Origin of the sequence: Streptomyces sp. NBC_01341 (assembly GCF_035946055.1) — a bacterium.
Taxonomy (GTDB): Bacteria; Actinomycetota; Actinomycetes; order Streptomycetales; family Streptomycetaceae; genus Streptomyces.
The window spans coordinates 1,475,411-1,500,959 of sequence record NZ_CP108364.1; the positions used below are offsets into that span (position 1 = coordinate 1,475,411).

Annotated in this window: 20 protein-coding genes; 11 read left to right on the forward strand and 9 right to left on the reverse strand. The window is 72.1% G+C overall.

Features of this window, described 5'->3' with window-relative positions; translation table 11 throughout:
- Window positions 1-14: 14 nt before the first annotated feature.
- A complete protein-coding gene (gene treY / locus OG206_RS06590) occupies window positions 15-2,420 on the forward strand; it encodes a malto-oligosyltrehalose synthase (RefSeq protein WP_327113191.1) in 2,406 nt (801 codons plus the stop codon).
- Window positions 2,421-2,436: 16 nt separating this feature from the next.
- Here the strand turns inward: treY and OG206_RS06595 are convergent, their stop codons facing one another.
- Together OG206_RS06595 and OG206_RS06600 are read right to left on the reverse strand one after the other, a co-directional pair.
- Window positions 2,437-3,003, reverse strand: a complete 567-nt coding sequence (locus tag OG206_RS06595) for a DUF1707 and FHA domain-containing protein (protein ID WP_327113193.1) — start codon at window positions 3,001-3,003, stop codon at window positions 2,437-2,439.
- 177 nt (window positions 3,004-3,180) lie between these two features.
- Window positions 3,181-4,575, reverse strand: a complete 1,395-nt coding sequence (locus OG206_RS06600; protein WP_327113195.1) for a GH1 family beta-glucosidase — start codon at window positions 4,573-4,575, stop codon at window positions 3,181-3,183.
- Between the two features lie 203 nt (window positions 4,576-4,778).
- On the opposite strand from OG206_RS06600, the gene treZ reads away from it, so the two are divergent.
- Window positions 4,779-6,536, forward strand: coding sequence for a malto-oligosyltrehalose trehalohydrolase (gene treZ / locus OG206_RS06605; protein WP_327113197.1), 1,758 nt, complete (start codon window positions 4,779-4,781; stop codon window positions 6,534-6,536).
- Between the two features lie 87 nt (window positions 6,537-6,623).
- Here the strand turns inward: treZ and OG206_RS06610 are convergent, their stop codons facing one another.
- Together OG206_RS06610 and OG206_RS06615 are read right to left on the reverse strand one after the other, a co-directional pair.
- The gene (locus tag OG206_RS06610; protein WP_327113199.1) at window positions 6,624-7,754 is read right to left on the reverse strand and encodes an aminopeptidase P family protein; all 1,131 of its coding nucleotides are present in this window, start codon (window positions 7,752-7,754) and stop codon (window positions 6,624-6,626) included.
- 89 nt (window positions 7,755-7,843) lie between these two features.
- A complete protein-coding gene (locus OG206_RS06615) occupies window positions 7,844-8,470 on the reverse strand; it encodes a nucleoside/nucleotide kinase family protein (RefSeq protein WP_327113201.1) in 627 nt (208 codons plus the stop codon).
- Window positions 8,471-8,556: 86 nt separating this feature from the next.
- Between OG206_RS06615 and OG206_RS06620 the strand changes: the two genes are divergently transcribed.
- On the forward strand, window positions 8,557-8,943 hold the full coding sequence (locus OG206_RS06620) for a VOC family protein (RefSeq protein WP_327113203.1): 387 nt from the start codon (window positions 8,557-8,559) through the stop codon (window positions 8,941-8,943).
- Between the two features lie 25 nt (window positions 8,944-8,968).
- Here the strand turns inward: OG206_RS06620 and OG206_RS06625 are convergent, their stop codons facing one another.
- The 4 genes from OG206_RS06625 to OG206_RS06640 all read right to left on the reverse strand — a co-directional run bounded on the left by OG206_RS06625 (window position 8,969) and on the right by OG206_RS06640 (window position 12,947).
- Entirely contained in the window at window positions 8,969-9,898 is a 930-nt protein-coding gene (locus OG206_RS06625; protein ID WP_327113205.1) for a LysR family transcriptional regulator, read from the reverse strand.
- 29 nt (window positions 9,899-9,927) lie between these two features.
- A complete protein-coding gene (locus tag OG206_RS06630; protein ID WP_327113207.1) occupies window positions 9,928-11,121 on the reverse strand; it encodes a glycine C-acetyltransferase in 1,194 nt (397 codons plus the stop codon).
- A 44-nt stretch (window positions 11,122-11,165) separates the two neighbouring features.
- The gene (gene tdh, locus OG206_RS06635) at window positions 11,166-12,194 is read right to left on the reverse strand and encodes an L-threonine 3-dehydrogenase (RefSeq protein ID WP_327113209.1); all 1,029 of its coding nucleotides are present in this window, start codon (window positions 12,192-12,194) and stop codon (window positions 11,166-11,168) included.
- A 297-nt stretch (window positions 12,195-12,491) separates the two neighbouring features.
- The gene (locus OG206_RS06640) at window positions 12,492-12,947 is read right to left on the reverse strand and encodes a MarR family winged helix-turn-helix transcriptional regulator (protein WP_327113211.1); all 456 of its coding nucleotides are present in this window, start codon (window positions 12,945-12,947) and stop codon (window positions 12,492-12,494) included.
- 166 nt (window positions 12,948-13,113) lie between these two features.
- Here OG206_RS06640 and OG206_RS06645 point away from each other — a divergent pair, with 166 nt between their 5' ends.
- Both OG206_RS06645 and OG206_RS06650 read left to right on the forward strand, forming a co-directional pair.
- The gene (locus OG206_RS06645) at window positions 13,114-13,587 is read left to right on the forward strand and encodes a MarR family winged helix-turn-helix transcriptional regulator (RefSeq protein ID WP_327113213.1); all 474 of its coding nucleotides are present in this window, start codon (window positions 13,114-13,116) and stop codon (window positions 13,585-13,587) included.
- Between the two features lie 155 nt (window positions 13,588-13,742).
- Window positions 13,743-15,338: a DHA2 family efflux MFS transporter permease subunit gene (locus OG206_RS06650; RefSeq protein WP_327113215.1), complete on the forward strand. Its 1,596-nt coding sequence runs from the start codon at window positions 13,743-13,745 to the stop codon at window positions 15,336-15,338.
- A 72-nt stretch (window positions 15,339-15,410) separates the two neighbouring features.
- On the opposite strand, the gene OG206_RS06655 is transcribed toward OG206_RS06650, so the two are convergent.
- A complete protein-coding gene (locus tag OG206_RS06655; protein ID WP_327113217.1) occupies window positions 15,411-16,247 on the reverse strand; it encodes an alpha/beta fold hydrolase in 837 nt (278 codons plus the stop codon).
- Between the two features lie 196 nt (window positions 16,248-16,443).
- On the opposite strand from OG206_RS06655, the gene OG206_RS06660 reads away from it, so the two are divergent.
- From OG206_RS06660 to OG206_RS06685, 6 genes are all read left to right on the forward strand, one after another.
- Entirely contained in the window at window positions 16,444-18,855 is a 2,412-nt protein-coding gene (locus OG206_RS06660; RefSeq protein ID WP_327113219.1) for a GTPase-associated protein 1-related protein, read from the forward strand.
- Window positions 18,856-19,001: 146 nt separating this feature from the next.
- Window positions 19,002-21,290, forward strand: a complete 2,289-nt coding sequence (locus tag OG206_RS06665) for a DUF6571 family protein (protein WP_327113221.1) — start codon at window positions 19,002-19,004, stop codon at window positions 21,288-21,290.
- A gap of 26 nt (window positions 21,291-21,316) precedes the next feature.
- Complete coding sequence (locus OG206_RS06670) at window positions 21,317-21,841, forward strand: hypothetical protein (RefSeq protein WP_327113223.1); 525 nt, start codon at window positions 21,317-21,319, stop codon at window positions 21,839-21,841.
- Between the two features lie 121 nt (window positions 21,842-21,962).
- On the forward strand, window positions 21,963-22,442 hold the full coding sequence (locus OG206_RS06675) for a hypothetical protein (RefSeq protein WP_327113225.1): 480 nt from the start codon (window positions 21,963-21,965) through the stop codon (window positions 22,440-22,442).
- Between the two features lie 211 nt (window positions 22,443-22,653).
- On the forward strand, window positions 22,654-23,202 hold the full coding sequence (locus tag OG206_RS06680; protein WP_327113227.1) for a TetR/AcrR family transcriptional regulator: 549 nt from the start codon (window positions 22,654-22,656) through the stop codon (window positions 23,200-23,202).
- Window positions 23,203-23,242: 40 nt separating this feature from the next.
- Complete coding sequence (locus OG206_RS06685) at window positions 23,243-25,426, forward strand: MMPL family transporter (protein ID WP_327113229.1); 2,184 nt, start codon at window positions 23,243-23,245, stop codon at window positions 25,424-25,426.
- The last annotated feature ends 123 nt before the right edge of the window (window positions 25,427-25,549 follow it).

Genomic DNA, 25,549 nt, shown 5'->3' on the forward strand with positions numbered 1-25,549 from the left:
GTACGTACGAGTCCATGACGCCCACCGCCACGTACCGGCTGCAGCTCCAACCGGACTTCCCGTTCGCCGCCGCCGCGGACGCCGTGCCGTATCTCGCCGAGCTCGGCGTCTCCCATCTGCACCTCTCGCCCGTCCTGGAGGCCGTGCCCGGCTCCGGACACGGCTACGACGTCGTCGACCACGGCAGGGTGCGGGCCGAGTTCGGCGGTGAGGAGGGGCTGCGCGAACTGTCCGCCACAGCGCGGGCCCACGGCCTCGGGCTCGTCCTGGACATCGTGCCGAACCACATGGCCGCCGCGCCCCGCCACAACCTGCCGCTGTGGGAGGTGCTGCGCGAGGGTCCGGATTCCCCGTACGCCCGCTGGTTCGACATCGACTGGGCGGCCGGAGGCGGGAAGGTCCTGCTGCCGGTGCTCGGGGGGCGCGTCGGCGAGGAGAGCGCCCGCTTCGAGCGGGGCGCCCGGGGCGACGGCACGCCCGTACTCCGCTACGCCGATCTGGAGTTCCCCCTGCGCGACGGCACGGCGGACCTCCCCCTGCCCGAACTGCTGGCCGCCCAGCACTACCGTCTCGCCTGGTGGCGGCTGGCCAGGACCGAGCTGAACTACCGGCGCTTCTTCACCATCTCCGACCTGATCGGGGTCCGGGTGGAGCATCCCGAGGTGTTCGCCGCCACTCACGGCAAGATCCTCGAACTGGTCCGCGACGGGGTCGTCGAGGGGCTGCGCATCGACCACCCGGACGGGCTGGCCGATCCCGAGGCGTATCTCCGGCAGCTGGGCGAGGCCACCGGCGGACGCTGGACGGTGGTCGAGAAGATCCTCACCGGCGCCGAGGCCCTGCCCGCCGGCTGGGCGGTCGCGGGGACGACCGGGTACGACGCGCTGCACCGGATCGACGGCCTGTTCACCGACCCGATGGGCGCGGCGGACCTGCTCGGCCGCTACCGGGACTTCGCGGGCCCCCAGGGCGATCGCGGCGGCTACTGGACCGCCACCGTCCGCAGGGCGGCGTACCGCGTCGTCACCCACGAACTGGCCGCCGAGACGGAATGGCTGACACGTCTCGCCGTCCAGGTCTGCGCCGGGGATCCCTCGACGCGCGACCACGCCCCGTGGGCGCTGCACACGGCGGTGCGCGAGCTGCTGGTACGGGTGCCCGTCTACCGGCCGTACGTCACGGCCGGCGGGCCGCTCACGGAGATCGCGGAGTCGACGCTGCCGGCCGAGGCGGTGCGGGACGCCAAGGCCGCGTTCTCCGTCCCCCAGGAGGCGGACGCGGTGGACGTGGTGCGGGGCCTGGCGCTGGGTCGGCTGGGCGACGGGCCGGAGCACGCGTCGTTCTGCGCGCGGTTCGCGCAGACGGCCTCCGCCCTGCACGCCAAGTCCGTGGAGGACACGGCGTTCTACCGGTACGTCCCGCTGATCTCGGCGACCGAGGTGGGCGGCGACCCGGGGCAGCCGGCGGTGAGCCCCGAGGAGTTCCATGCCTTCGGCACCCGCCTCAGCCGTGACTGGCCCGGCACCGGCACCGTGCTGACCACGCACGACACCAAACGCAGCGGGGACGTGCGGGCCCGGATCGCGGTCCTGTCCGAGTGCCCGGAGAGGTGGTCCTCCCTGGTGGAGCAGCTGTCCAGGGCCACGCCCGTGCCGGCGCCCGACCCGCAGCTGGCCTGGCAGGCCTGGCAGTCGGCGTACGGCTGCGCGGGCCTGCCGGTGGGTGAGATGGCGGGGCGGCTGGAGCCCGCGCTGCTGAAGTCCGTGCGGGAAGCGGGTCTGTTCACGAGCTGGACCGAGCCGGATCCTGCGTACGAGCGTGCGGTGACCGACTTCGTCGGGGCGGGTCCGGCCAGCGACGCCGGCGAGGCACGGGTGCTGATGACCCGGTTCGCGCAGGAACTCGCGCCCTTCGTGCGGGCCAATGTCCTGGGCGCGGCGCTGGTGCACCTGACGATGCCGGGCGTCCCCGATCTCTACCAGGGCACGGAGCGGGAGTACATCGCACTGGTCGACCCGGACAACCGGCGGCCGTTCAGCAGGCCCTCGGAGGGCGGTGACGAGAAGGCGGCGCTCACGGTGGCCGCGCTGCGGCTGCGCCGGGAACGCCCCGAGGTCTTCGGCGAGTCCGGCACCTACGCCCCGGTGTCCGCGCGGGGTCCTGCGGCCGCCCACTGCCTGGCGTTCTGCCGGTCCGGCGAGGTGGTCACGGCGGTGACGCGGCTGGCGCTGCGGCTCGACGAGGAGGGCGGCTGGCGCGACACCGTGCTCACGCTGCCCGGCGAGGGACCGTGGACCGACCTCCTGTCACCGGGCGGGGATTTCACCGGTCCTGACGTCCCGGTGGCGGAACTCTTCGCGGAGCGTCCCGTGGCGCTCCTCGTGCGGACGGGCGGTTCTGGCACCCCCGGGGGCGGCTGACCGGGGTGGGGCGGGCTCAGGCCGGGGGGGCCGGGAGCGAGGCGGTGAGCCGGAAGGTCATCCGGCCGAAGCTCACCTGGTCCCCGTCGCGCACCACGACCGACCCGACGACCCGCTGTCCGTTGACACAGGTGCCGTTCGTCGAGCCCAGGTCGCGCAGGATCCACCGGCTGCCGTGTGCGGTCAGTTCGGCGTGCAGCCGTGACACCGTCTCGTGGCTGAGCCGGAGTCCGTTGCCCGGATCACGGCCGATGAGCAGGGGGTGCGGGCCGGGCACGGGCAGCATCAGCTTGGGCAGCCGCTCCGACTGCCAGGCCCTGCGCACCCGTGCGGGGAAGGCGGAGACGCCGCCCACGGCACGGAAGAGCCCACGGGTCCAGCGCCCGCCGGACTCCAGGTCGGAGGTGAGCGCCGCCAGGTCCTCGGGGCGCCGGGCGACCAGGGCGAGTTCCATGCGCCGCAGGAAGGTGTCGTGGGAGAGCTTGCCCTGGGCCGCGCCGTCCCTGAGCACACCGAGGACACGGTCGCGCTGGGCGTCGGACAACCGCGCGGGGTACGTGTGGGACTCGAAGGAGGACGTCACACTGCCGATTGTCGGGCCGACAGCCCGGGGGTGTCCAGAAGAACCCCGGTATCAGTGCTCCTGACCTGCACCGGAGCCCGCAAATCCCGTCTCGGGAAACAGGGTTGCCGCTCGCGGGCCGCTGGGAGCCGGTGCGCGGGCAGACCGGTGGACGTGCCCACCCGGCCGGCCACCGCGTCACGCGGGAGCGTGTCCACCTGGTGTGAGCGTCGTCTCCTGCGTGCTCCCGGTGCGCTGCGCGCTGATCACGTCGCGGTACCAGGCGTACGACTCCTTGGGGGTGCGCCGCAGCGTCTCGTAGTCGATGTGGACCAGGCCGAACCGTTTGCTCGCCCCCTCGGTCCACTCGACGTTGTCGGTCAGTGACCAGGTGAAGTAGCCGCGTACGTCGACACCCGCGTCGATGGCCGTCCGCAGGGCTTCCAGGTGTCCCTCCAGGAAGGCGATGCGGCGGCCGTCGGCGACGGGCTCGTCGACGGCGCAGCCGTTCTCCGTGATGTAGACGGGCGGCAGCCTGTCGCCGAAGCGGTCACGCAACTGGCCGAGCGTCTCGGCGAGTCCTTCGGGGACGACGGGCCAGCCGAAGTCGGTGGTGTCGTACCCCTCGATCTCCCTGATGCCGAACGGCAGCCCCTCGGGCATGGCGTACCCCGAGAAGGAGTCGAGTGCCTCGGGCCGCGGGGCGCCCACGAGGGTCGGGTTGTAGTAGTTGACGCCGTACCAGTCGAGGGGAGCCGAGATGACCTTGAGGTCGTCCTCGACCGGCCCGGGCATCAGGGCGGCGAAGCCCTCGTCGGGATAGCGGCCGGTGAGGACCGGGTCGGCGAACAGCCAGTTGGTCAGGGTGTCGTAGAGTTCCGCGCCCACGCGGTCCTCGTCCGAGTCGCCCGCCGTCCAGACGGGCGAGTGGGAGAGCGCGATGCCGATGTTGTCCGCGCCCGCGGCGCGCAGCGCCCGCACGGCGAGGCCGTGCGCGAGGAGCTGGTGGTGGGCGGCCGGCAGGGCGTCGAAGAGGAGGGTGCGGCCGGGGGCGTGCTCGCCGAGCGCGTAGCCCAGCATGGTGACCTCGGCCGGTTCGTTGATGGTGATCCACATGGGCACCCGGTCGGCGAGGCGCTCCGCGACGATTCCCGCGTACTCCGCGAAGCGGTAGGCGGTGTCCCGGTTCAGCCAGCCGCCCGCCTCGTCGAGCGGGAGCGGGGTGTCCCAGTGGTAGAGGGTCGGGGCCGGGGTGATGCCGTGCGCGCAGAGCTCGTCGACGAGCCGGTCGTAGAAGTCCAGCCCGGCGGGGTTGAGGGAGCCGCTCCCGCCGGGGACGACACGGGGCCAGCTGATGGAGAAGCGGAAGGCGTCCGCGCCGAGTCCGGCGAGCAGGGCGACGTCCTCGCGGTAGTGCTCGTGGAAGCCGGTGCCCCGGGTGGTGTCGGTGCCGTCCTTGATGCGGCCGGGCTGCGCGGCGAAGGCGTCCCAGCCGGACGGCCCCTTCCCGTCGGCGTCGAAGGCCCCCTCCGTCTGGAAAGCGGAGGCGGAGGCACCCCACAGGAATCCGGGTGGGAACGTCGGCACGGTCATCTCGGCCTCCAGCAGCCGTAAGAGGGACCTTGTATTACTGCCCGGGCTCGCCGCGAATGAGCGGAACCCGGCAGGGCAATGATCAGGACCAGACCCTAATCGTCAGGTGCGGGCTCGCTCCAGTGTCCCGGGGCCGTGCACGCGAATTCCGCCGATCATGGGGCCTCCGGCGCGGCATCCGGTTCATGGACGAGGAGTGGTGAATGCAGTTCGAGGTGTGGGCTCCCGAGGCCGGGTCCGTGGCGCTCTGCACGGCGGGCGGGCGCGGCCCGATGGAGCGCGACCCTCTGCGGCCGGGCTGGTGGACCTCCGAGGCGGAGGCCGGGGACGGCGACCGGTACGGCTTCTCGCTGGACGGCGGCCCCGTGCTGCCCGATCCGCGGTCGCGGCGCCAGCCGGACGGGCCGGACGGCGAGAGCGCGGTAGTCGACCAGGACGCCCACGCCTGGCGGACCACGTGGGCGGGGCGGGGTCTGCCCGGCGCCGTCCTGTACGAGCTCCACGTCGGCACCTTCACGGACGCGGGCACCTTCGACGCCGCGGCCGCGCGGCTCGGCCATCTCGTGGACCTCGGCATCACCCATGTGTCCGTGATGCCCGTCTGCCCGTTCCCGGGAACCCACGGGTGGGGGTACGAGGGAGTGTCACTGTGGGCGGTGCACGAGCCGTACGGAGGCCCGAGCGCACTGAAGCGCTTTGTCGACACGGCGCACGGCCTGGGTCTCGCCGTCGTCCTGGACGTGGTCCATAACCATCTGGGCCCTTCGGGCAACTACCTCCCGGCCTTCGGCCCGTACTTCACGGACACGCACCACACGCCCTGGGGCTCGGCCGTCAACCTGGACGCACCGGGGTCGGACGAGGTCCGGGCGTACCTGCTGGGCAGCGCCCTCGCCTGGCTGCGGGACTACCGGCTGGACGGCCTGCGCCTGGACGCCGTGCACGCACTGGCGGACAGCCGTGCGCTCACCTTCCTGGAGGAGTTGTCCACGGCCGTCGACGCGCTCGCCTCGGAGCTGGGGCGGCCGCTCGCGCTGATCGCCGAGTCCGACCTCTGCGACCCGCGGACGACGACGCCCCGCGGCGAGGGCGGCATCGGCCTGCACGCCCAGTGGAACGACGACTTCCACCACGCCCTGCACACCGCTCTCACCGGCGAATCCCAGGGCTACTACGCCGACTTCGCGACCGCCCCGCTGGCCGCCCTGGCCAAGACGCTGACCAGCGCGTTCTTCCACAACGGCACGTACTCCAGCTTCCGGGGCCGCACGCACGGCCGCCGCGTGGACGTCACCCGGGCACCCGCGCACCGCTTCGTGGGTTACGCCCAGACGCACGACCAGATCGGCAACCGCGCCCTCGGCGACCGGCTCGCCGCCACGCTCCCGACCGGGCTCCAGGCGTGTGCGGCGGCGCTGGTGCTCACCGGGCCGTTCGTCCCGATGCTTTTCATGGGCGAGGAGTGGGGCGCCCGGACGCCGTGGCAGTTCTTCACCGACCACACCGATCCGGACCTCGCCCGCGCCGTGCGGGACGGCAGGCGGCGGGAGTTCGCGGAGCACGGCTGGGCCGAGGAGGAGATCCCGGACCCGCAGGACCCGGACACCCGGGGCCGGTCCTGCCTGGACTGGAGCGAAGCGGGGCGGGAGCCGCACTCCAGGCTCCTGGCCTGGTACCGCGAGCTGATCGCCCTCCGCCACGCCCTGCCCGACCTCTCCGACCCCGATCTCGCCTCGGTCAGGACGGCGTTCGACGAGGAGGCGCGCTGGCTCGTCTGCCGAAGGGGGGACCTGCGGGTCGTGGTCAACCTGTCGGGCAAGCCCGCCGCGATTCCGCTCGGCGCGGGCCGGCGCCGGGGTGGGGGCCGGGTGCTGGCCGCGTGGGAGCCGGCCGGCGCCCCGGGGCCGGACGGGCTGCTGCACCTTGCGCCGGAGTCCTGCGTGGTGCTGTCCGACGACTGAACAGGGCCGTCACCCTGGGGCGCGCCGGACCGAACCGGGGGCGCCGCCACCTCGGTCCTCAGCACCGGGGTAGGGCCGGACGGGCCGTCACTCCACGATCGCCATCTCGCGCGAGGTGGTGTTGAGCCGCCTGCCGCCGTCCTGAGTGACGGTCACGATGTCCTCGATGCGGACGCCGAACCGGCCCGGGAGATAGATGCCCGGCTCGACGGAGAAGCACATCCCGGGCACGAGCGGCTGCTCCTCGCCCTCGATCATGTAGGGCGGCTCGTGGGTGGTGACGCCGATGCCATGGCCGGTGCGGTGGATGAAACGCTCGCCGTAACCGGACTGCGTGATGACGGCGCGGGCCGCCCGGTCGATCTCCTGGCAGGCGACGCCCGGCCGGACGGCGCGGCAGCCCGCCTCCTGCGCCTCCCGCACGACGTCGTGGACGCGCTGCTCCTCGGCGGTCGGTTCACCGACGTGGACCGTGCGGGAGGTGTCGGAGCCGTAGCCGTGCTTCAGCCCGCCGAAGTCAAGGACGACCATGTCGCCCGCTTCGATGGTCCGGTCGCCGGCCTCGTGGTGGGGGTTCGCGCCGTTCGGTCCGGAGCCGACCACGGTGAAGTCGACCTGCGCGTGGCCGTGCTGCTTCAGCAGGGCCGCGAGGTCGGTGGCCACCTCGCTCTCCCGGCGCCCCGAGAACCGGACTTTCAGGATCTCCTCGTACGTGGCGTCGGCAGCCGCCCCGGCCGCGGCGAGCCGTTCAAGCTCGGCCGCGTCCTTGACCGCGCGGAGCATCGGCAGGGCGTCGGTGAGCGAGGCGTAGGAGGCGTCGGGGAGGTCCTTGCCCAGCGCCAGGAGGTGGAGCGCCCAGGCGTTGTCGCTGATCCCGAACCGGCCCTTGCGGTCGAGCAGCGCGGCTGTCAGGGCGTACGGATCGGCGGCGTCGGTCCACTCCCGCAGGGTGAGGGCGGGGGCGCCCGGGGCGCGCTCAGCGTCCGCTGCCTCCAGTGCCGGGACGACGAGGACGGGCTCGTGTCCCGCGCGCAGGACCAGCATGGTGAGGCGCTCGGTCTCGGCCGGCAGCCGGTAGCCGGTGAGGTGGACCATGTCGGGGCCGGGGGCCACGAGGACACCCGCCAGGCCGGCGGCGTCGGCGGACTCCGCCGCGCGGGCCATCCGGGCGCGGTAGTCCTCGGCGGTGAAGGGCGCGGGCTGGTCGGGGCTGGACATGGGACCTCCTGGCGGGGCGATGCGGCACACAGCATCCTGCCCGTCCGCCCGGGCGGACGCGAGTATGGGCGCGAGTGCGCGGCACGGCCTCAGGGACGTCGCACGACGAGGTCGGCGCGGTCGCGGTACCGCTCGACCAGCCGGGCGTTGCGCTCGTCGGAGCCGGCGACCCACCGCTCGGCGTGCGCCCGGGGCTTACCGAACCGGACATGCCGCTCCACGAGGCCGCTCACCCGCTCCCGCGGGTCGGCGTCGAGGAACCACACCTCGTCGAGCAGCCCGCGCACGGCGGCCCAGGGCCCCTCGTCCAGGAGCAGGTAGTTCCCCTCGGTCACGACGAGCGGGATGTCCGGGGCGACGCACACCGAACCGGCGACCGGCTCCTCCAGTGCCCGGTCGAAGGCGGGCGCGTAGACCGGCCAGGGCTCCCCGGCCTTCCTCAGCCGCGCGAGGAGCGCCGCGTAACCGGCGGCGTCGAAGGTGTCGGGAGCGCCCTTGCGGGCGGCCAGGCCCAGGCGTTCGAGTTCCGCCCCGGCCAGGTGGAACCCGTCCATCGGGACGAGCACGGCGCGCCCCCGGAGCGCGTCGACGATCCGGGCCGCCAGGGTGGACTTCCCCGCTCCGGGCGGGCCCGCGATGCCGAGGATGCGGCGGTCGCCCGGGTCGGCGAGCCCGCGGGCCCGGGCCACCAGGGCGGCGAGGTCGTTCGTGTCCATGGCGCGCATTGTCCACGGGCGGACGGGCCGCGCGTTAGTGTTACGTATAACTGAACTCTGCCGCCATTCCGAGGACGAGGATCCCCATGTCCCACATCGCCCTGGTCACACTGGTCGTCCGCGACTACGACGAAGCCCTGTCCTTCTACACCGATGCCCTCGGCTTCGAGGTGGTGGAGGACACGGACCGGGGCGGCGGCACCCGTTGGGTGGTCGTGCGGCCGCGCGGCACGACGGGCACGGGGCTGCTGCTGGCCAGGGCCAAGGACGACGCCCAGCTGGCGGCCGTCGGGGCGCAGACCGGCGGCCGGGTCGGCTTCTTCCTGCACACGGAGGATTTCGCCGGTGACCACAGCCGGATGCTGGCGGCCGGAGTCCGCTTCCTGGAGGAACCCAGGCACGAGACGTACGGCTCCGTCGCGGTCTTCCAGGACCTCTACGGCAACCGGTGGGACCTGCTGCAGCCCGCGTGAGCCGAGCGGACGAGGAGGCCTGCCCTCACGCGGCCCGGGCCTCGGAGGCGCCGCCCGGCCGGGCCGCCGCGAGGAGTGCGTCGAGGACCGGCTTGATCAGTGGATGGCCCTCCGCCCCGTGCCGCACCGCGGCGAAGACCCTGCGGGTCGGGACGACGCCCTCGACCGGCCGGACCACCGCCTCGGCCGGCCCGGTGCCGCGCAGCGCCGAACGGGGTACCAGCGCCACCCCGGCGCCCGCCCCTGCCAGCGCGACCACCGCGTGGAAGTCGTCCGACGAGTGCTCGAGCCGGGGTGCGAACCCGGCGAGCTCGCAGGCCAGGACCACCACGTCGTGGCAGGGATTACCGGGGTACGGGCCGATCCAGGCGTCCTTGGCGAGGTCCGCGACGGCCACGTGCTCCTGGCCGGCGAGAGGGTGGGCGGCCGGAAGCACCGCGTCGAAGGGCTCCGAGTACAGGGGCACCCGGGTCAGCCGCCGGTCGTCCTCGCCGGGCGCGCCGCGGTATTCGACGGCGACCGCCACATCGACCTGCCGGTCCAGCACCATCGGCACGCTGGCGTCACCCTCGGCGTCCTGCACCCGCACCCGGATACCGGGTGCGGTGCGCGACAGCTCCGCGATCGCGGGGGCGAGGACGAGGCCGATGCCCGTCGCGAACGCTGCGACGGTCACGGTGCCCGCCACACCGGCACCGTAGTCGGCGAGTTCCGCCTCGGCCCGCTCCAGCTGCGCGAGCACCGCGTTGGCGTGGGTCAGAAGGATCTCACCCGCCGGCGTCAGCCGGGCACCGCGTGCGCCGCGCTCGACGAGCCGGTGACCGGTCTCCTGCTCCAGGGCCGCGAGCTGCTGGGAGACCGCGGAGGGTGTGAGGTAGAGCGCGGCGGCCGCGGCGGTCACCGTACGGTGGTCGGCCACGGCACGGAGGATGCGCAGCCGCCGTGCATCGATCATGCCCCCATTGTCCCTGGTGGCGGGAGTTGCTACGCCTCCAGTGCCTTCCGCGCGTCGACGAACGCGTCCACGGCGCGGTTGACGTCGTCGGTGGAGTGGGCGGCCGAGAGCTGGACGCGGATGCGCGCGGCCCCCTGCGGGACGACGGGGTACGAGAACCCGATCACGTACACACCGCGCTCGAGGAGCAGCTCCGCCATCCGGCCTGCCTTCGCCGCGTCCCCGATCATGACGGGGGCGATGGCGTGGTCGCCGGGCAGGATGTCGAAGCCCTCCTCGGTCATCCGGGAGCGGAAGAGCGCGGTGTTGGCGTTGAGCCGCTCGCGCAGGTCCCCCGCGGACTCCAGCAGGTCGATGACCTTGAGGGAGGAGGCGGCGATGACCGGGGCGAGCGAGTTGGAGAAGAGGTACGGGCGCGAGCGCTGGCGCAGCAGGGCCACGATCTCGGCGCGCGCCGCGACGTAGCCGCCGGACGCACCGCCCAGGGCCTTGCCGAGCGTGCCGGTGATGATGTCGACGCGGTCCATGACGCCGTGCAGCTCGGGGGTGCCCCGGCCGCCGGGTCCTACGAATCCGACGGCGTGCGAGTCGTCGACCATGACCATGGCCCCGTAGCGGTCGGCGAGGTCGCAGATCTCGGCGAGCGGCGCGACGTATCCGTCCATGGAGAAGACGCCGTCGGTGACGACGAGGCGGCGCCGCGCCCCGGAGGCTTCCTTGAGCTGCTGCTCCAGGTCGGCCATGTCGCGGTTGGCGTAGCGGTAGCGCTTCGCCTTGGACAGGCGGATGCCGTCGATGATCGAGGCGTGGTTGAGGGCGTCGGAGATCACCGCGTCCTCCGGGCCGAGCAGGGTCTCGAAGACTCCGCCGTTGGCGTCGAAGCAGGAGGAGTAGAGGATCGTGTCCTCCTGGCCGAGGAAGGCCGAGAGCCGCTGCTCCAGCTCCTTGTGGACCTCCTGGGTGCCGCAGATGAAGCGCACGGACGCCAGGCCGTAGCCCCAGCGGTCCAGGGCCTCGTGTGCCGCGGCGACGACCTCGGGGTGGTCGGCGAGCCCCAGGTAGTTGTTGGCGCAGAAGTTGAGGACCTCACCGGCGCGCCCACCGGAGGTGACGGCGACGGTGGCGGACTGCGGGGTGCCGATGACCCGCTCGGGCTTCTGGAGCCCGGCGTCGCGGATCTCGTCGAGGGTCGTGCGCAGGTCGTCGCGTACGGAATCGAACATTGAGGATGTCTCCCAGGTGGTTACGGGGGTGCGTGCGAGGAGCTTCAGGAGGCCCAGTCGAGCAGTACCTTGCCACCGAGACCGCTCGCGGCATCGTCGAACGCGGCTTCGAAGTCGCGGTACCCGTAGCGTCCGGTGATCACCGGGGCGAGGTCGAGCCCGCCCTCCAGGAGCACGGACATGGCGTACCAGGTCTCGTACATCTCGCGGCCGTAGATGCCCTTGATCGTGAGCATCGAGGTCACGACGCGGGACCAGTCGACGGGGAACTCGGCCGCGGGCAGGCCGAGCATCGCGATCCGTCCGCCGTGCGTCATGTTCGCGATCATGTCCCGCATGGCCTCGGGGCGCCCGGACATCTCGAGGCCGATGTCGAAGCCCTCGCGCAGGTTGAGGTGGCGCTGGCCGTCGGCGATGGTCTCGGTGCCGACGTTCAGGGCGAGGTCCACCCCGACCTTCCTGGCGAGCTCCAGCCGCGCCTCGCTGACGTCGGTGATGACGACGTTGCGGGCACCCGCGTGGCGGGCGACGGCGGCGGCCATGATGCCGATCGGGCCGGCGCCGGTGATCAGCACGTCCTCCCCGACGAGGGGGAAGGACAGCGCCGTGTGCACGGCGTTGCCGAACGGGTCGAAGATCGCGGCGATGTCGAGGTCGACCTTGTCCCGGTGCACCCAGACGTTCGAGGCGGGCAGCGCGAGGTACTCGGCGAACGCTCCGTCCCGGCCGACGCCGAGCCCCAGGGTGGAGCGGCACAGGTGCCGGCGGCCGGCGAGGCAGTTGCGGCACTTCCCGCACACCAGGTGGCCTTCACCGCTGACCAGGTCGCCGATCTTGATGTCGACGACGTCCGCGCCGATCCCGGCGACCTCGCCGACGAACTCGTGCCCGAGGATCAGCGGGGTGCGCACGGCCTGCTGGGCCCAGCCGTCGTAATCGCGGATGTGCAGGTCGGTGCCGCAGATCCCGGTGCGGAGGACCTTGATCAGCACGTCTCCGGGCCCGGTCTCGGGCTCCGGCACGTCCATCAGCCAGAGTCCGGGTTCGGCCTTGTGCTTCACGAGTGCCTTCACGGGTGCGGCTCCCTGTCCTGGTGCGTGGCGTTCCCGGGCGCGGACGTGCCGGAGGCGGTCTGCGGCCCGGGGTGGCGGGGGATACGGCGGCCGGGACAGAACGGGGCGCCTGTCACCGGAATCTCTGCCGTCACCAAGAAATGTGCCGCACCCGGCGCCTCAGGTCCATCGAGGATTTCTTAAGCGCGGCCGTAGATCAGCTTCAGGCCCCCGGCCGGGAGGGCCACACGGGCCGCCCGGACGAAGGACGCCGGTGCAGCGGATCGCCGCAGTTCAGGGGCGGTACGGGCCCTCCCGTCAGGGACGGGGCCAGGGCCGGCCGTCGAGGTTCTCGATGTCACTGTTGAGGCGCTTGAGGTACGCGGCGAACCCGGCGACCTCGTCAGGGCTCCAGTCGGCCATCACCCGTTCGAGACCGCGGATGTTCTCGGTCCGCTCGGCTTCCAGGCTCCGTTCACCCTCATCGGTGATGCGGAACTTGCGGGCGATGCCACCGTCGGGGTCCGGGATGCGCTCGACGAGACCGCCCCGCAGCATCGCGGCGGTCTGCCGGTTCAGGGTGGACGCGTCGAGCCCGAAGGCCTCGCTGAGCTGCCCGATGGACATCGGGCCCTCCATGCGGATCCGGCTGAGCAGCGTGTACGCGCTGCGGTCGAGGTATCCGCCGCCCCGCCGTGACCGGGGAGCGCTCAGTTGGAGGTGCCGCCCGAGCAGCATGGTCTCGAACTCGATCAAGTGCGTGGGCTTGTCCATGGTCCTTCTCTCGACCGCCTTCACGACGCTTCGGGGGCTCTCAACTGCAGATATACCACCCAGCCGGGGCCTCTCGGCACGCAGTCCGGGGCCGCCCCGCCCGCCCGGAGGCCGACGCCATTTACATATGTTGACATACCTATAGAGTCGTACCTATGCTGCGGGCATGCCCGACCCCACCGCGCCCGACCAGGACATCGACCACGTGGCCTCCGCGCTCGTGACGTTCCTGCCCGCGCTGCACCGGGGTCTGGAGCGGCAGGTCGCGCACGGGTTCCCGCATCCCCGGCTTCCGGACGGCCAGCTGGCGCTGCTGTTCCTGGTCGAGGAACGCGAGGGGATCACGGTCCGCGAAGCGGCCGAGGCCCTGCTCATGAAGCCGAACAACGTCAGCGCGCTCGTCTCCCAGCTCACCGATCAGGAGCTGCTGGAGCGCAGGCAGGACCCGGCCGACAAGCGGGTCGCCCACCTGCACCCGACGGCCACGGCCCGGGAGCGGCTGGCCCAGGCGCGGACGATCAAGGAAGCCCACCTGAGCCGGGCCCTGCACACCCTCACCGAGGGCGAGCTCGACGCGCTCGGCGCGGCCCTGGGCGCGCTGGCCTCCCTCAACAGGAATCTGCACTCCCCCGCCGGCTGACCTCACCCGGGAAGCCCGCCCGCGGCCGGCGTCCGGCACGTCGTCACCGGCCGCCGCGACAGCGGTGACCGGCCGCCGCCGTGCGCCCGGTCCGCCGGCCGCTCGCTCCGGCGTGCCCTCTTTCCACCCCGAAGACCCACAGACAAGGCTTCCGCATGTCCTCCACCACCGTGGACACCTCCTCCCTGCCCGAAAGCGCTCCACCCCGCGCGCCGGGGAGCAGGCGCGCCAACCCCTGGCTGACCCTGGTCGCCGTCGCCATCGGCCTGTTCATGGTCAACCTCGACGCCTCCGTCGTCGCGATCGCGAACCCGGAGATCGGCCGGGACCTCAAGGCGTCGACCGCCGGCCTCCAGTGGGTCACCAACGCCTACCTCCTGGCGATGGCGGCCCTGCTGATCCTGGGCGGGAAGCTCGGAGACCGCTTCGGGCGGCACACGGTCTACATGGTGGGCACCGTCGGCTTCACGCTGGCCTCCGTGGCGATCGCCCTCTCCGGGTCGATCGAGGGCGTCATCACCTTCCGCGCCGTTCAGGGTGTCTTCGCCGCACTGCTGATCCCCAACACGCTCGGGCTCCTTCGCGCGGTCTTCCCTCCTCACAGGTTCGGCATGGCCGTGGGCCTGTGGGCCATGGTGGCGTCCTGCTCCACCGCGCTCGGGCCGATCGTCGGCGGGCTGCTCATCGAGCACGTCAACTGGGAGTCGGTCTTCTTCGTCAACGCCCCCATCGGTGTCGTCGCGCTGGTCGTCAGCCTGCTCGTCCTCCCCAGGAGCAAGGACTCCACCGGCCACCACCGCTTCGACGTGGCCGGCGTGATCCTGCTCGGGGCCGGACTGGTCGCCCTCGTGTTCGGCGTCGTCAAGGGCGAGACCTGGGGCTGGACATCCGGCGGAACACTCGGCTCGATCGCCGCGGGGCTGGTCCTGCTGGCCGTCTTCTGCCGGTACGAGTCGGGCCTCGGCCACCCGCTGCTGCCGATGCGCCTCTTCCGCAACCGGTCGCTGGCCATCGGCACGGTCGTCACCGCGATCAATTTCTTCGTCCTGCTCGGAGTCATCTTCTTCGTGATGCTCTACCTGCAGAACGTGCGGGGCTTCACGCCCGTCGAGTCCGGTGTCCGCACCCTGCCGCTCAGCCTCGCCACCGTGGTCGCGGCTCCCCTCGGCGCCGCACTGACCCAGCGCTTCGGCCCGCGGCTGAGCATGCCGGTCGGCATGGTGCTCCAGGCCGCAGCCTCCCTGTGGATGCTGACCTGGGACGCCGGTTCCCCGTACGCCGCCCTGTGGCCGCCTTTCCTGGCGATCGGGCTGGGCGTGGGCATGGTGATGTCGGCGTCCTCCGACGCCATCGTCGGTAACGCGCCGAAGCGGGACGGTGGTGTCGCGGGCGGCCTTCAGGCCACATCACTGCAGGTCGGAGGCGCGCTCGGCACCTCCGTGCTGGTGTCACTGATCAGCGGGAAGGTGGGCTCCACCCTCGTGGGCGAGCTGACCTCGGCGGGCGTTCCCGCCACGGCGGCAGCCGGTTTCCGGGGGGCCGGGGACGCGGTGGCCATGGGTGTCGCACCCGTCTCGGACGGCATGCCCGCGCAGTTGCGGGCGGCCGTCGTCGAAGGCAGCGGCAACGCGTTCATGAACGGTGTGCACAGCGCCGTCGTCGTCACGGCGGTCCTGTGCACGGTCGGGGCGCTCCTGGCCGGGATCGGCATGCGCCGTGGCGGCACGGCACCGGAGACCACCGCGGGCTGACGGACCGTCCGCCCCTCCGGCCGGTGGGACCGCGTGCCCGCGGACCCACCGGCCACGCCGTCCCCCGCCCCGTCAGGACAGCGGCACGAACGCCCTGATGGCCTCGCTCAGCCGCTGCGGCTGGTCCTCCGGGATGAGGGTGAAGCTGTCGGCGATCTCCACGAGTTCGCCCCGGGGCAGCATCTCCGCCAGTCTCCGGCCGTGCGCGGGGGGCATGACCCTGTCCTCGGACGCCCAGACGACGAGCGCCGGGCGGTCGAACGTCCGCAGCGCGTCCGCCCATCTCACGAGTTCGTCCCCGGGCGGCACCCCGAGCACGTACGCCCTCAGATCCCGCCGGATCGCGGCGGAGGTCCACAGCGGCCGGAACCACGCGTCCATCACCTCGTGCGGGACCGGCCGCTTGCTCATCCAGCCCCAGGTCACGGGCAGCCTGCGCATCGGCTTCAACTTCAGCACGGCGAAGGCGAGCCGCAGCCCGCCGGGTACCTTCGCCGCAACGAGCAGGTTGCGGCCGGGGAGGCCCGGCGGGTAGTTGTCGAACGCCTCGCATGACGTGATCACGAGCCTGCCGATCCGCTCGTCCCTGCCGTCCGCGACGAGGGCCTGTGCCCCGCCCCAGTCGTTCATCACCAGGGTGACATCGCCGAGGTCCAGGACCTCCAGGAACTCGGCCACCATGTGGGCGACCCCCGGAACCGTCAGATCGGCGTCGGGACGCATGGGCCTCCGGTGCGCACCGAGCGGCAGCGTGGGCACGACGCACCTGTAGTGCGGGCGGAGTCCGGCCACCACGTGCCGCCACAGCGAGCCGTTCATGGCGACGCCGTGCAGCAGGACCACCACGGGCCCGTCGCCGCCCGTGTCCTCGTACTCCACCACTCCCGCGGAAAGCGCTGCCTCGGTCATACGTCCAACCTAGGGCGTCGTCCCGTCGCGCGCGGCCCAACGGGGCGTCAGGCCTTGATAGCGTCGCCCGCACGACTACGGAAGGCTCCCCGCCGGGGTCGTCGCTCCGCCGGGCCGGGCCGCCCCAACAGGGCGGCGAGCGGTGGCCGGTGCGTGGCACGGGGACGCACGTGGCAGGGACGATGAGGGCCTACGCATGAGCCTCCCGCAGTTGCACTACACCTCCGTCGCGTCCGGCGACGGGGAGACCGGTGGCCGCTTCACCGCCACCGATCCCGCGATACCGGGGCCGGTCCGTGCCGAAGCCGCTCCGCTTCTGTCCTACGAAGCTCCGGCAGGCACTCCCGACCGGCTCTCCGACGCACAACTCCGTTCTCTGCCGGTGGCGTTCGGCTACGTCGCACTCTCCGACGGCAGCCATCTGATCAGCCGCGCGGTCGCCACGGGACCGGCCGGCTTCCATGCCCACGCCGTGCACCTGACGCCCGGCACGCCGATACCCGGCGGGACGCTCCCCGTCGCCGCGTGGGGCGCGGCCGGCTGGCTCTCCGCGGCACCGGACCGCACCCCGCCGGATCCGCTGACCGTGCTGTCCACCGCGCCCGGCCCCTCGCAGGGGTTGTCCAGGGAGAGCCTCGGTGATTTCGCGGTGTCCCGCAGCCCGTGGCTCGCGGCTGTCCTCGCCGACCTGCGCCGGGCGAGCGAGGACCTGTCGGCGCCGCGGGTCGTCCTCGTGGAGCGGCAGAGCGCCGATGTGGCCCGATGGGTCGCGCTGGCCACCGCCGCGCTCCCCCGGGAGCACGCCGAACGGCTGAGCTTCACCACGTACACCCGCCGTCCCGGACGCACCGCGCACCATGTCGTAGGAGTCCTGCCGGAGGACGCGCCCGACATCAGCGACCCCCGCTTCCGTGTACACGCCGCTTCCGGACCTCGGCCGGCCGCGGTGGTGGACGACGCCTGGGCGGGGACCGCGGCCCGCATCTGGCGCAGCAGGGCCCCCGAGCTGTTCCGCGACGCGGCAGAACTGCCGGGCGAGCCGTTCGCGGCGGGCCCGCTCGCGGTGACGGCGCTCGGCGCGGGCATCGTGCTCGGCTCCAACGAGCGTGCGGCGGCGGCCGACTGGGCTGCCGAGCGGCCGTACGCGCTGGACGAGAAGCGCACCCGGCAGCTGACCGACGCGCTGACCGCGCCCGCCGACGACCGCACTGCGGCGGAGTGCGCCGCGGCTCTCCGGTTGCTGACGGCGCTGGACGGCCGCTGTCCCGCCTCCGTGACCGCACCGCTGGCAGCCCTCCTGGTGACCGAGGCGGTACGGGGCGACGACGTGACCCTGGAACCTCCCGCGCGGTCGGTGTTCGAGGGCCCTGACGGGGAGCGCGCCCTCGCCGCTCTGGTCGACGAGATGGGCGGCGAACTGCTGGCCGAGCTCTCCGCCCCGCCCCGCGGCGTCGCGCGGACCGTGCAGGTGCTGCGGCTCGTGCGGCTGCTGGGCCTCGACTCCACGGAACTGCTCCCCGGGGCCGTACGCCGCCTGGCCCGCGCCCTGCTGGACCATGACGGGGCCGAGGCATGTCCCGCCCTGCTGGAACTGCTGGACGAGCAGTTCGACGTGCGTACGGCACTGCTGGGCGAGCTGGACAGGCTCGCCCCGGACCACCCCGCGGCCACGGAGGACCTCCTGTCCCGGGTCACGCTGCCGTTCACCGGGACGCAGGCGCTGCCGCACCTGCGCATGTGCGCCGAGGCGCCCGCCGCCCGGACGAGGGGCGCCGGCCGGCCGGCCGTCCTGCACACCGTGCTGCGCGCCGCGGGCATGTCCCCCTTCGCCGAACCGCTGGTGCTGCGGACCGCCGTGGGCCTGGTCTGGGGCGAGGACACCCCGACGGCGGACGAGGCCAGGTCACTGCTCGACGAGACGACGTCCGACGCCCACCGGGTGGCCGGCACCTGGGCGCGTATGGTCGACGCCGCCCTCGCGGCCCCCTCCGGTGACGTGGGCGCCGCCGAACTGGCCCACTACCTGCTGCGGGGCTTCCCTCAGCAGATCGATGCCCGGGAGCGCGCCTGCCTGATGCTCCTGGACTTCGCGCGCGACATCCGCTCCGGATCGGCGGAACCCGGCTGGGCCGACCACGCCAGAACGCTGCGCAGCCGCGCCGAACCCGTGGAGCCCTCGGCCCTCGAACACGCCTACGGAGCCCTGGCCGAACGGCTGCTGGCCCCGGACCGGCCCGAGGCCGAGCTGTACGCCTTCGTGCACAGCGGGGACGAGGACCTGATCGCGGCCTACGGCACAGCCGCCCGCCGCGACGAGGTCCGGGCACTGCTGGCTGCCGACCCCGCGTACGTCGCCGACTGCTTCGCCGTGTGGAACTCCCATCCGCACGCGGGCGCCCCCTGGGCCCGGACCCGTACAGCCCTGCTCGACGAGGTGCTGCGCCCGGCGGTCCGCGCCCTGTCGGCCGAGGGACTGGCGGCGGCGGAGCAGGCGGTGGAACGCGACGGAAGCAGCCGCACCCTGGAAGCCTTCCGCACCTGGAACCGTCCGCCCCGGTCCCTGGGACGGCTCGGCAAACGCATCGCGGGCCGGGTGCGCAGGGGCTGACCTCGGGTGCCCGTTCGCAGGTGCGTACCTCCGCGAACGGCACCAGACCCCGCGCGCCCAGCATGATCCGAACGAGAGGCCCTACGCTGTAGCGCAGCACTGGGCGGGTCCGTCCGATCACCGGCCGGCCTACGGGGGAGAGAGCCATGGAGTTCGAGGACGTCGTGAGCGCGCCTCTGGGCAAGCTCGAGGAAGCCGCCGACAGCTGGGCGGAGATGGTCACCAAGCTGGAGTCATTGGCTGACGACGCCCGCACCGGGATGAAGGCGAAGGCAGGCAAGGCCGACTGGGACGGAGTCAACGCGAGCGTCACCAGACCGTTCATCGCGAAGACGGCAGAGGAGTTCGAGGACGCGGCGGCCGAGGCCAAGGGCATCCGGCTACTGCTCGCGGACGCGCACACCTCGTTCAAGATCGCGAAGGACGAGCTCGTCAGGATCCGTGACGAGGAAGCCGGGAAGGCCGGGATAGTGATCAGCGCGGCCGGGCACGTGTCCCCCCGGTACGACCTGGAGGACGACCCCGGTGCGCGGCACGATCCCGACTACCCGGCGGCCCTGCGCAAGCAGAAGACTGCCGTCGTCGCCTGGCAGAAGCGGATCGACCGGCTCGTCGAGGACTTCTCCGACGCCGACGACTCCCTGAGACGCGCCCTCATGGCCAACGTGAAGGGCGACAAGGATTTCAGCGCACCGAAGTTCACCAGCCTCGACGCCGAGCAGGTCGACCGCGCCGCCGGCCTGCTGAAGACGGTCACGGGCGAGGGTGGCACCGCCCGCAACGTGAAGGCCCTCGAGCAACTCGCCGACCTCATCGACGACAACCGCAACGATCCCGAGTTCGCGACCGGCTTCTACCGGAAGATCGGCGCGGAGGGGACGCTCGAGGCCTACACCAGGATGTCGCTCGACGCGACATCGCTCGGCCCCCTCGGCCAGGACCGGGCGGCCCTGGTCCGCGGCATGCAGAACGACATGGGCGCGATGCTCGGTCTTGCCACCCAGACCTCGACGCCGAACCATCTGGACGCGACGTGGACCACACAGCTCCTGAAGGCCGGCCGCAAGGAGGTCGACGTGTCGGGCTTCGCGGGCGTCGGCACCAAGGTCTACGGCTACCAGGCGCTCGGCGCACTGCTTCGTGAGGGGACGTACGACAAGGACTTCCTCACGGCCGTCGGCCGGGACATGGTCGCGATGGACAAGAAGGACCCCGGAGTCTGGTCAGCCAACCTGCCCTACGACCAGAAGATGGCGATCAACCTCGACGCCGAGGGCGGAAAGGGCTTCAACCCCCTCACCGGACTCATGGAGGCGATGAGCAAGAACCCCGACGCCTCCACCGCCTTCTTCCACGAGGGGATCCGCGAGGACACCAACAAGGACGGCATCGTCACGCTGTCCGACGCCGAGATCAAGGGCAAGAACGCTCAGGGCGTGGTCGACTACATGCTCGACAAGAAGCCGACGGCCGACTGGTACGACACGGCGGTCGGCGGGGAGGCCACCCCGGGCCAGACCGCCATGGGCAACGCGCTGGAAGCAGCGGTCACCGGACGGACCCCGGGCGACGACGACGCGCGGCCCGTCTCCCACAGCAAGGCCATGGCCGAAGTCATGGAGCAGGTCGTGGAGAAGACCGGCACGAACCCCGAACTCGTGGCCGCCAAGGCCGGCGACCCTGCGGCACCCCTCAGCGGACTGTCCCGGCAGTTCGGCAACATGGCGGCGGAGTACATGCCGGACCTGCAGGCCACGGCGGAGAACGGGGCGGGCCAGATCAAACCGTTCGGGCACGCGGCGGAATTCGACAAGGGGCAGATGGCCGGATTCCTGGGCGCGGTGGCCCAGGACCCACAGGCCTACGGCGCCATCACCAATGCGCAGCAGGCGTATACGACGGCGCTGGTCAGTGATGTGTTCCGCCATCCCGGGAGCCACGGTGACACCGGTCTGGCGGTCCAGAACGCCGTTCACCCAGGGGGCGAGATCGCGGGCATGATGTCCGAGGCTCGGGCATACGCGGTTCACGACGCCAAGGCCCACGCAGACGTGGAGTACAACGAGGGCACCGCCGAGAATGCGAAATGGACAAATCGCATCCTCAGTGCCGTCGGCGCCAAATACGTGGAGATGATCCCGGTAGGAGGCGACGTCGTCGACTGGATTCAGGAGGACATCACCGAGTCGGCTCTGGAGAGTGCAGAGAAGGACACCTCGGGCGAGGCTCGCCTCGAATCATCAGTGGGCTACGCAGGGGCGGAATCAGCAGCGAAGGATTCAGCTCGGAACGCGGTCGCAGCAGCCGCCCGAGGAACAGGTTATACAGCCGAACAGATCGAGGAATATCAAGGCGCCGCATCCACTCAGACCGGCTCAGCGCATTCGATCGGGCGAGATCTGGTCGCCACTTCGCACCCCAAGGGAAAGCAGTAGTGAACAGAATGAAGAAAACAGCTGCAGTGACCCTTGCGACCGTCTCGCTCCTCCTCGGCCTCGCCGGATGCTCGACCGACGAGAAGACGAAATCCGTACCGGAACTACCCAAGCGAGTCTGCTGGGGAGCTTTCGCCGGTGCTGACGTCGCTCCCCTCCTCCCCACGGGCGACGCGGTCACGCAGCGCGCCGAGCCCTTCCACTATTCCGAGCACGTACGGAGCTTGAGCTGCCTGGTGTACATCGACGGGAACTACGGCTTCAGAGCCGTGGCCACCCGTCGGGATTCCGAGAGCCAGATCGACTGGAGTTCATGGGACCAGGCCCGCCCCAAAGCCGTCGACGCGGGAAAGAAGGGAATTTCCTGGAGCGACGGGGCGGCATCCTACATCCCTTGCGAGCCCACGAACTCGTCGCCCTCGTTCGGTAAATACGTGGAACTCGACGTCACCGCAGACCATGCACCGGACGAGAAGCAGGCCCGCCGCATCCTCCCCGCCCTCCTGAAGCAGTTCACCGCCTTCGCGGAGAAGGAACTGAAGTGCCGCTGACGGGGCCGCGGCCCTGAGTGAATCCGGTGCGGGTAGGCCGGTCCTCCTGGGGCGGGTACCGTTGGAGACTCTGATCTCGTGTGCCTCCCGGCGGGCTGCGTGACACCCCAGGAGGAGCAGGATGACGACGAACCGCGGACGCAAGGACGTGATCCGGGACCGGATGGCCGCGACCGGCGAGTCGTACAACGTCGCCGCGCGCAATCTGAAGGCGATGAAGGACATGGGCGCCACGCGTGACGCGGTGCTCGTCCAGCGCTGGCAGCCCGCCGGTTCGCTGGATGTGCCCTGCCCCTGCGGGGGCACGTGCGAGCCGGGCGAGACCTGCGACCGCTGCCATGCCCGGCACCTGCACGTGAGGCGCTACCCGGGCAGCCTGACCGAGGTCGAGGTCTGGGCGGACCGGTACGAGTGCATGGGCTGCTCGTCCTCGTACACGCTGACCGTCCGCCTCGCGGGGCGCCCGTGGGGGGTCGCGGAGACCGTGGTGCTGGGCGGGGCGGCCGAGGAGGTCGTGCGGGCCCGGGTGTTCCCGGGGGTCGCGCACCCGCTGCTGCGGGCCGAGGCGGCCGCGGAGTCCGGCTCCGACGAAGAGGAGTAGAGCCCGCCCACTCCTCCCGAGCCGTCCGCCGCCCGACCGAAGCCACTGTAAGGCCCTCCAGTTGAACTGGGGGGCCTTTGTCCGTCCCCCGGCCGGGCCGAGACGGCGGCCTCCCCTCACCACTGAGGCATTCGCGCGAAAGTGGCGTGGCTCACGGCGAGAACCTGGCCGATCGGCCAGTTCTGACCGATCGGTCAGCTACGGTGTCCGCATGCCACGCCAGCCCTCCCCCATGCGCCGTCAGATTCTCGACTCGGCAGTGCGCCTGTTCGCCGAGCGCGGCTTCAAGGGGACCTCGCTGCACGACATCGCGGTCGAGGCACGGTGCTCCAAGGCGTCCCTGCTCTACCACTTCGCGGGCAAGGACGCGATCCTCACGGAACTGCTGACCCCTCCGGCGGAGAGCCTCACCGCCATGAGGGACGACCTGGCGGCACTGGAGGGCGACCGGGCCGTGCGAGCGGCGGTGGACGTCTACGTGGGTCTGGCGATGCGCTTCCGCCAGGAGGTAAAGATCATTTTCGCCGAGCTGCCCGACATGCTCGGCCATCCGGTCCTGGCCGTCATCCCCGAGGCGGTCGACCAGCTCGCGGACGCACTGGCCGGCCGGTCGCGAGAACCGGCGGCGCGCGTATCCGCACAGATGGTCATCGGCGGCGTGGCGGTCACGGTCGCCGCCGACGTGGATGTCGCGCCGGACGCGATGCGCGCCGCGCTGGTGCAGGGGGCTCTGAGAACCCTCGGGCATCCCGTCAGCTGACAGAAGTCGTCCAGTTCGAAGAGAAAGACGCCTCTACCGCATGGCTATCCTGCTCTACCGGCTCGGCCGGCTCTCCTTCCGTCGCCGGGGGCGCGTGCTCGCGCTCTGGCTCCTGCTGCTCGCCCTCCTCGGAGGAGGAGCGGCGGCCTTCAGCGGGCCCACGACCAGCAAGTTCTCGATTCCGGGCACGGAGTCCCAGAAAGCCCTGGACGCACTGTCCCGGGAGTTCCCGCAGGCCGGCGGCGCCACCGGGACCATAGTCGTCGCCGCGCCCGAGGGCGGGAAGCTGACACCGCAGGCCGTGGCTCCCGTGACCGGCGAGGCCGCGAGGGTCCCCGGCGTCCTCGCCGCCGTCGACCCCTTCGTGTCCAAGGCCGTCTCGCAGGACGGCCGCTACGCACTGATCCAGGTGCAGTTCACCACCGGGGTCGACGGCATCACCGACGCCCAGCGCGAGGCGTTCTCGAAGGCGGGCGCGTCCGTCGCGGATCTGCGCGTGGAGCACGGCGGCGAGATCATGCGGGGCGTACCCGAGGTCGGCTCGACCGAGGTCATCGGAGTCGGGGTCGCCGCTCTCGTACTGGTCCTGACCTTCGGGTCCCTGGTGGCGGCGGGCATGACGCTCCTGAACGCGCTGGTCGGGGTGGCGGCCGGAATGGCGGGACTGTTCGCCCTCAGCAGCACCGTGGAGCTGACCAGCACCGCGCCCATCCTGGCGCTCATGCTGGGCCTGGCGGTGGGCATCGACTACGCCCTGTTCATCACCTCCCGCTACCGCACGTACGTCGAGGACGGCATGGACGGTGAGGAGGCGGCCGGCCGCGCGGCCGGTACGGCCGGTTCAGCCGTGGTCTTCGCGGGTGCCACCGTCGTCATCGCGCTGGCGGGGCTCGCCGTCGCCGGGGTGCCCTTCCTGACGGTCATGGGCCTCGCGGCGGCGGCCACGGTCGCTCTCGCGGTACTGGTGTCCCTCACGCTCCTCCCGGCCGTCCTCGGCTTCGCTGGAGTGCGGGTACTGCCCCGCAAGCAGAGGAACCTGGACAGGACCTCAGGCGTCGCCTCCGCCGAGGCGCACGGAGGTGCCGGCACCGGCTTCGGCTTCCGCTGGGGCCGGGTCGTGGCGCGGCTGCGCGTTCCCCTGCTGCTCGTCGGCGTGATCGGCCTGGGCGCGCTGGCCCTGCCCCTGCAGGACATGCGCCTCGCGCTGCCCGACGCGAGCACCGAGGCGGAGGGCTCCCCCAACCGCGAGGCGTACGACCTGACCACCCGGGGATTCGGGGAGGGGTTCAACGGACGGCTGATCGCCGTCGTCTCCGGTGACACCCCGGAGGCGACCGCCGCCGCGGCCGCGGCGGCGGCCGGGCTGATCACGAAGACCGACGGGGTGCTCGCCGTCGCCCCGCCGCAGAAGAACGAGCGGGGCACCACCGCGCTGCTGGCCGTGATCCCCGAGACGGGTCCGACCGATGCCGCGACGGAGGACACGGTCAACGCGATCCGCGACCGGGTGGAGAGCGTGCGGGGGGCGTCCGTGGCGCTGACAGGAGCCACTGCGGTCGGCATCGACGTCTCCGAGAAGCTCGCCCACGCCCTGCCGGTCTACCTGCTGCTCGTGGTCGGGCTGTCGGTCCTGCTGCTCATGCTGGTCTTCCGCTCGATCCTCGTACCCGTCAAGGCGGCGCTGGGCTTCCTGCTGACCATCGGCGCGACGTTCGGCATCACCGTGGCCATCTTCCAGCAGGGCCGTCTGGCGGATCTGGTCGGCCTCGACACACCCGGGCCGCTGGTCAGCTTCCTGCCGATCCTTCTGATCGGCATCCTGTTCGGGCTGGCCATGGACTACGAGGTCTTCCTCGTCTCGCGGATGCGGGAGGACTTCGTCCACGGCAGCGACGCACGCGAGTCGGTCGTCAGCGGTGTCGGCCACAACGCGCGGGTGGTGTCGGCAGCGGCGATCATCATGACCGCCGTCTTCGGCGGCTTCGTGCTGATGCACGACCCGGTCATCAAGTCGATCGGCTTCGCCCTGGCCGTCGGCGTGCTCGTCGATGCCTTCGTGGTCCGCATGACCCTCGTACCTGCGGTCATGCACCTGCTGGGCCGTGCCGCCTGGTGGCTGCCCCGTCCGGTGGACCGGATCCTGCCGGACCTCGACATCGAGGGCGAGCGGCTGCAGCAGGAGATCCCGGTGCAGCGGCCGGCGGCGGAGCTCACGAAGGTGTGAGCCTGACCGGTCGCGGAGGGGTCGCACGCGGCCCGCACCCGCGTGACCGGAACGTACCGCCGCCCGCCAGGAGTGCGTCTCCTGGCGGGCGGCGTCGTGCTGCGCCCCGGCCGGCCCTGGCCG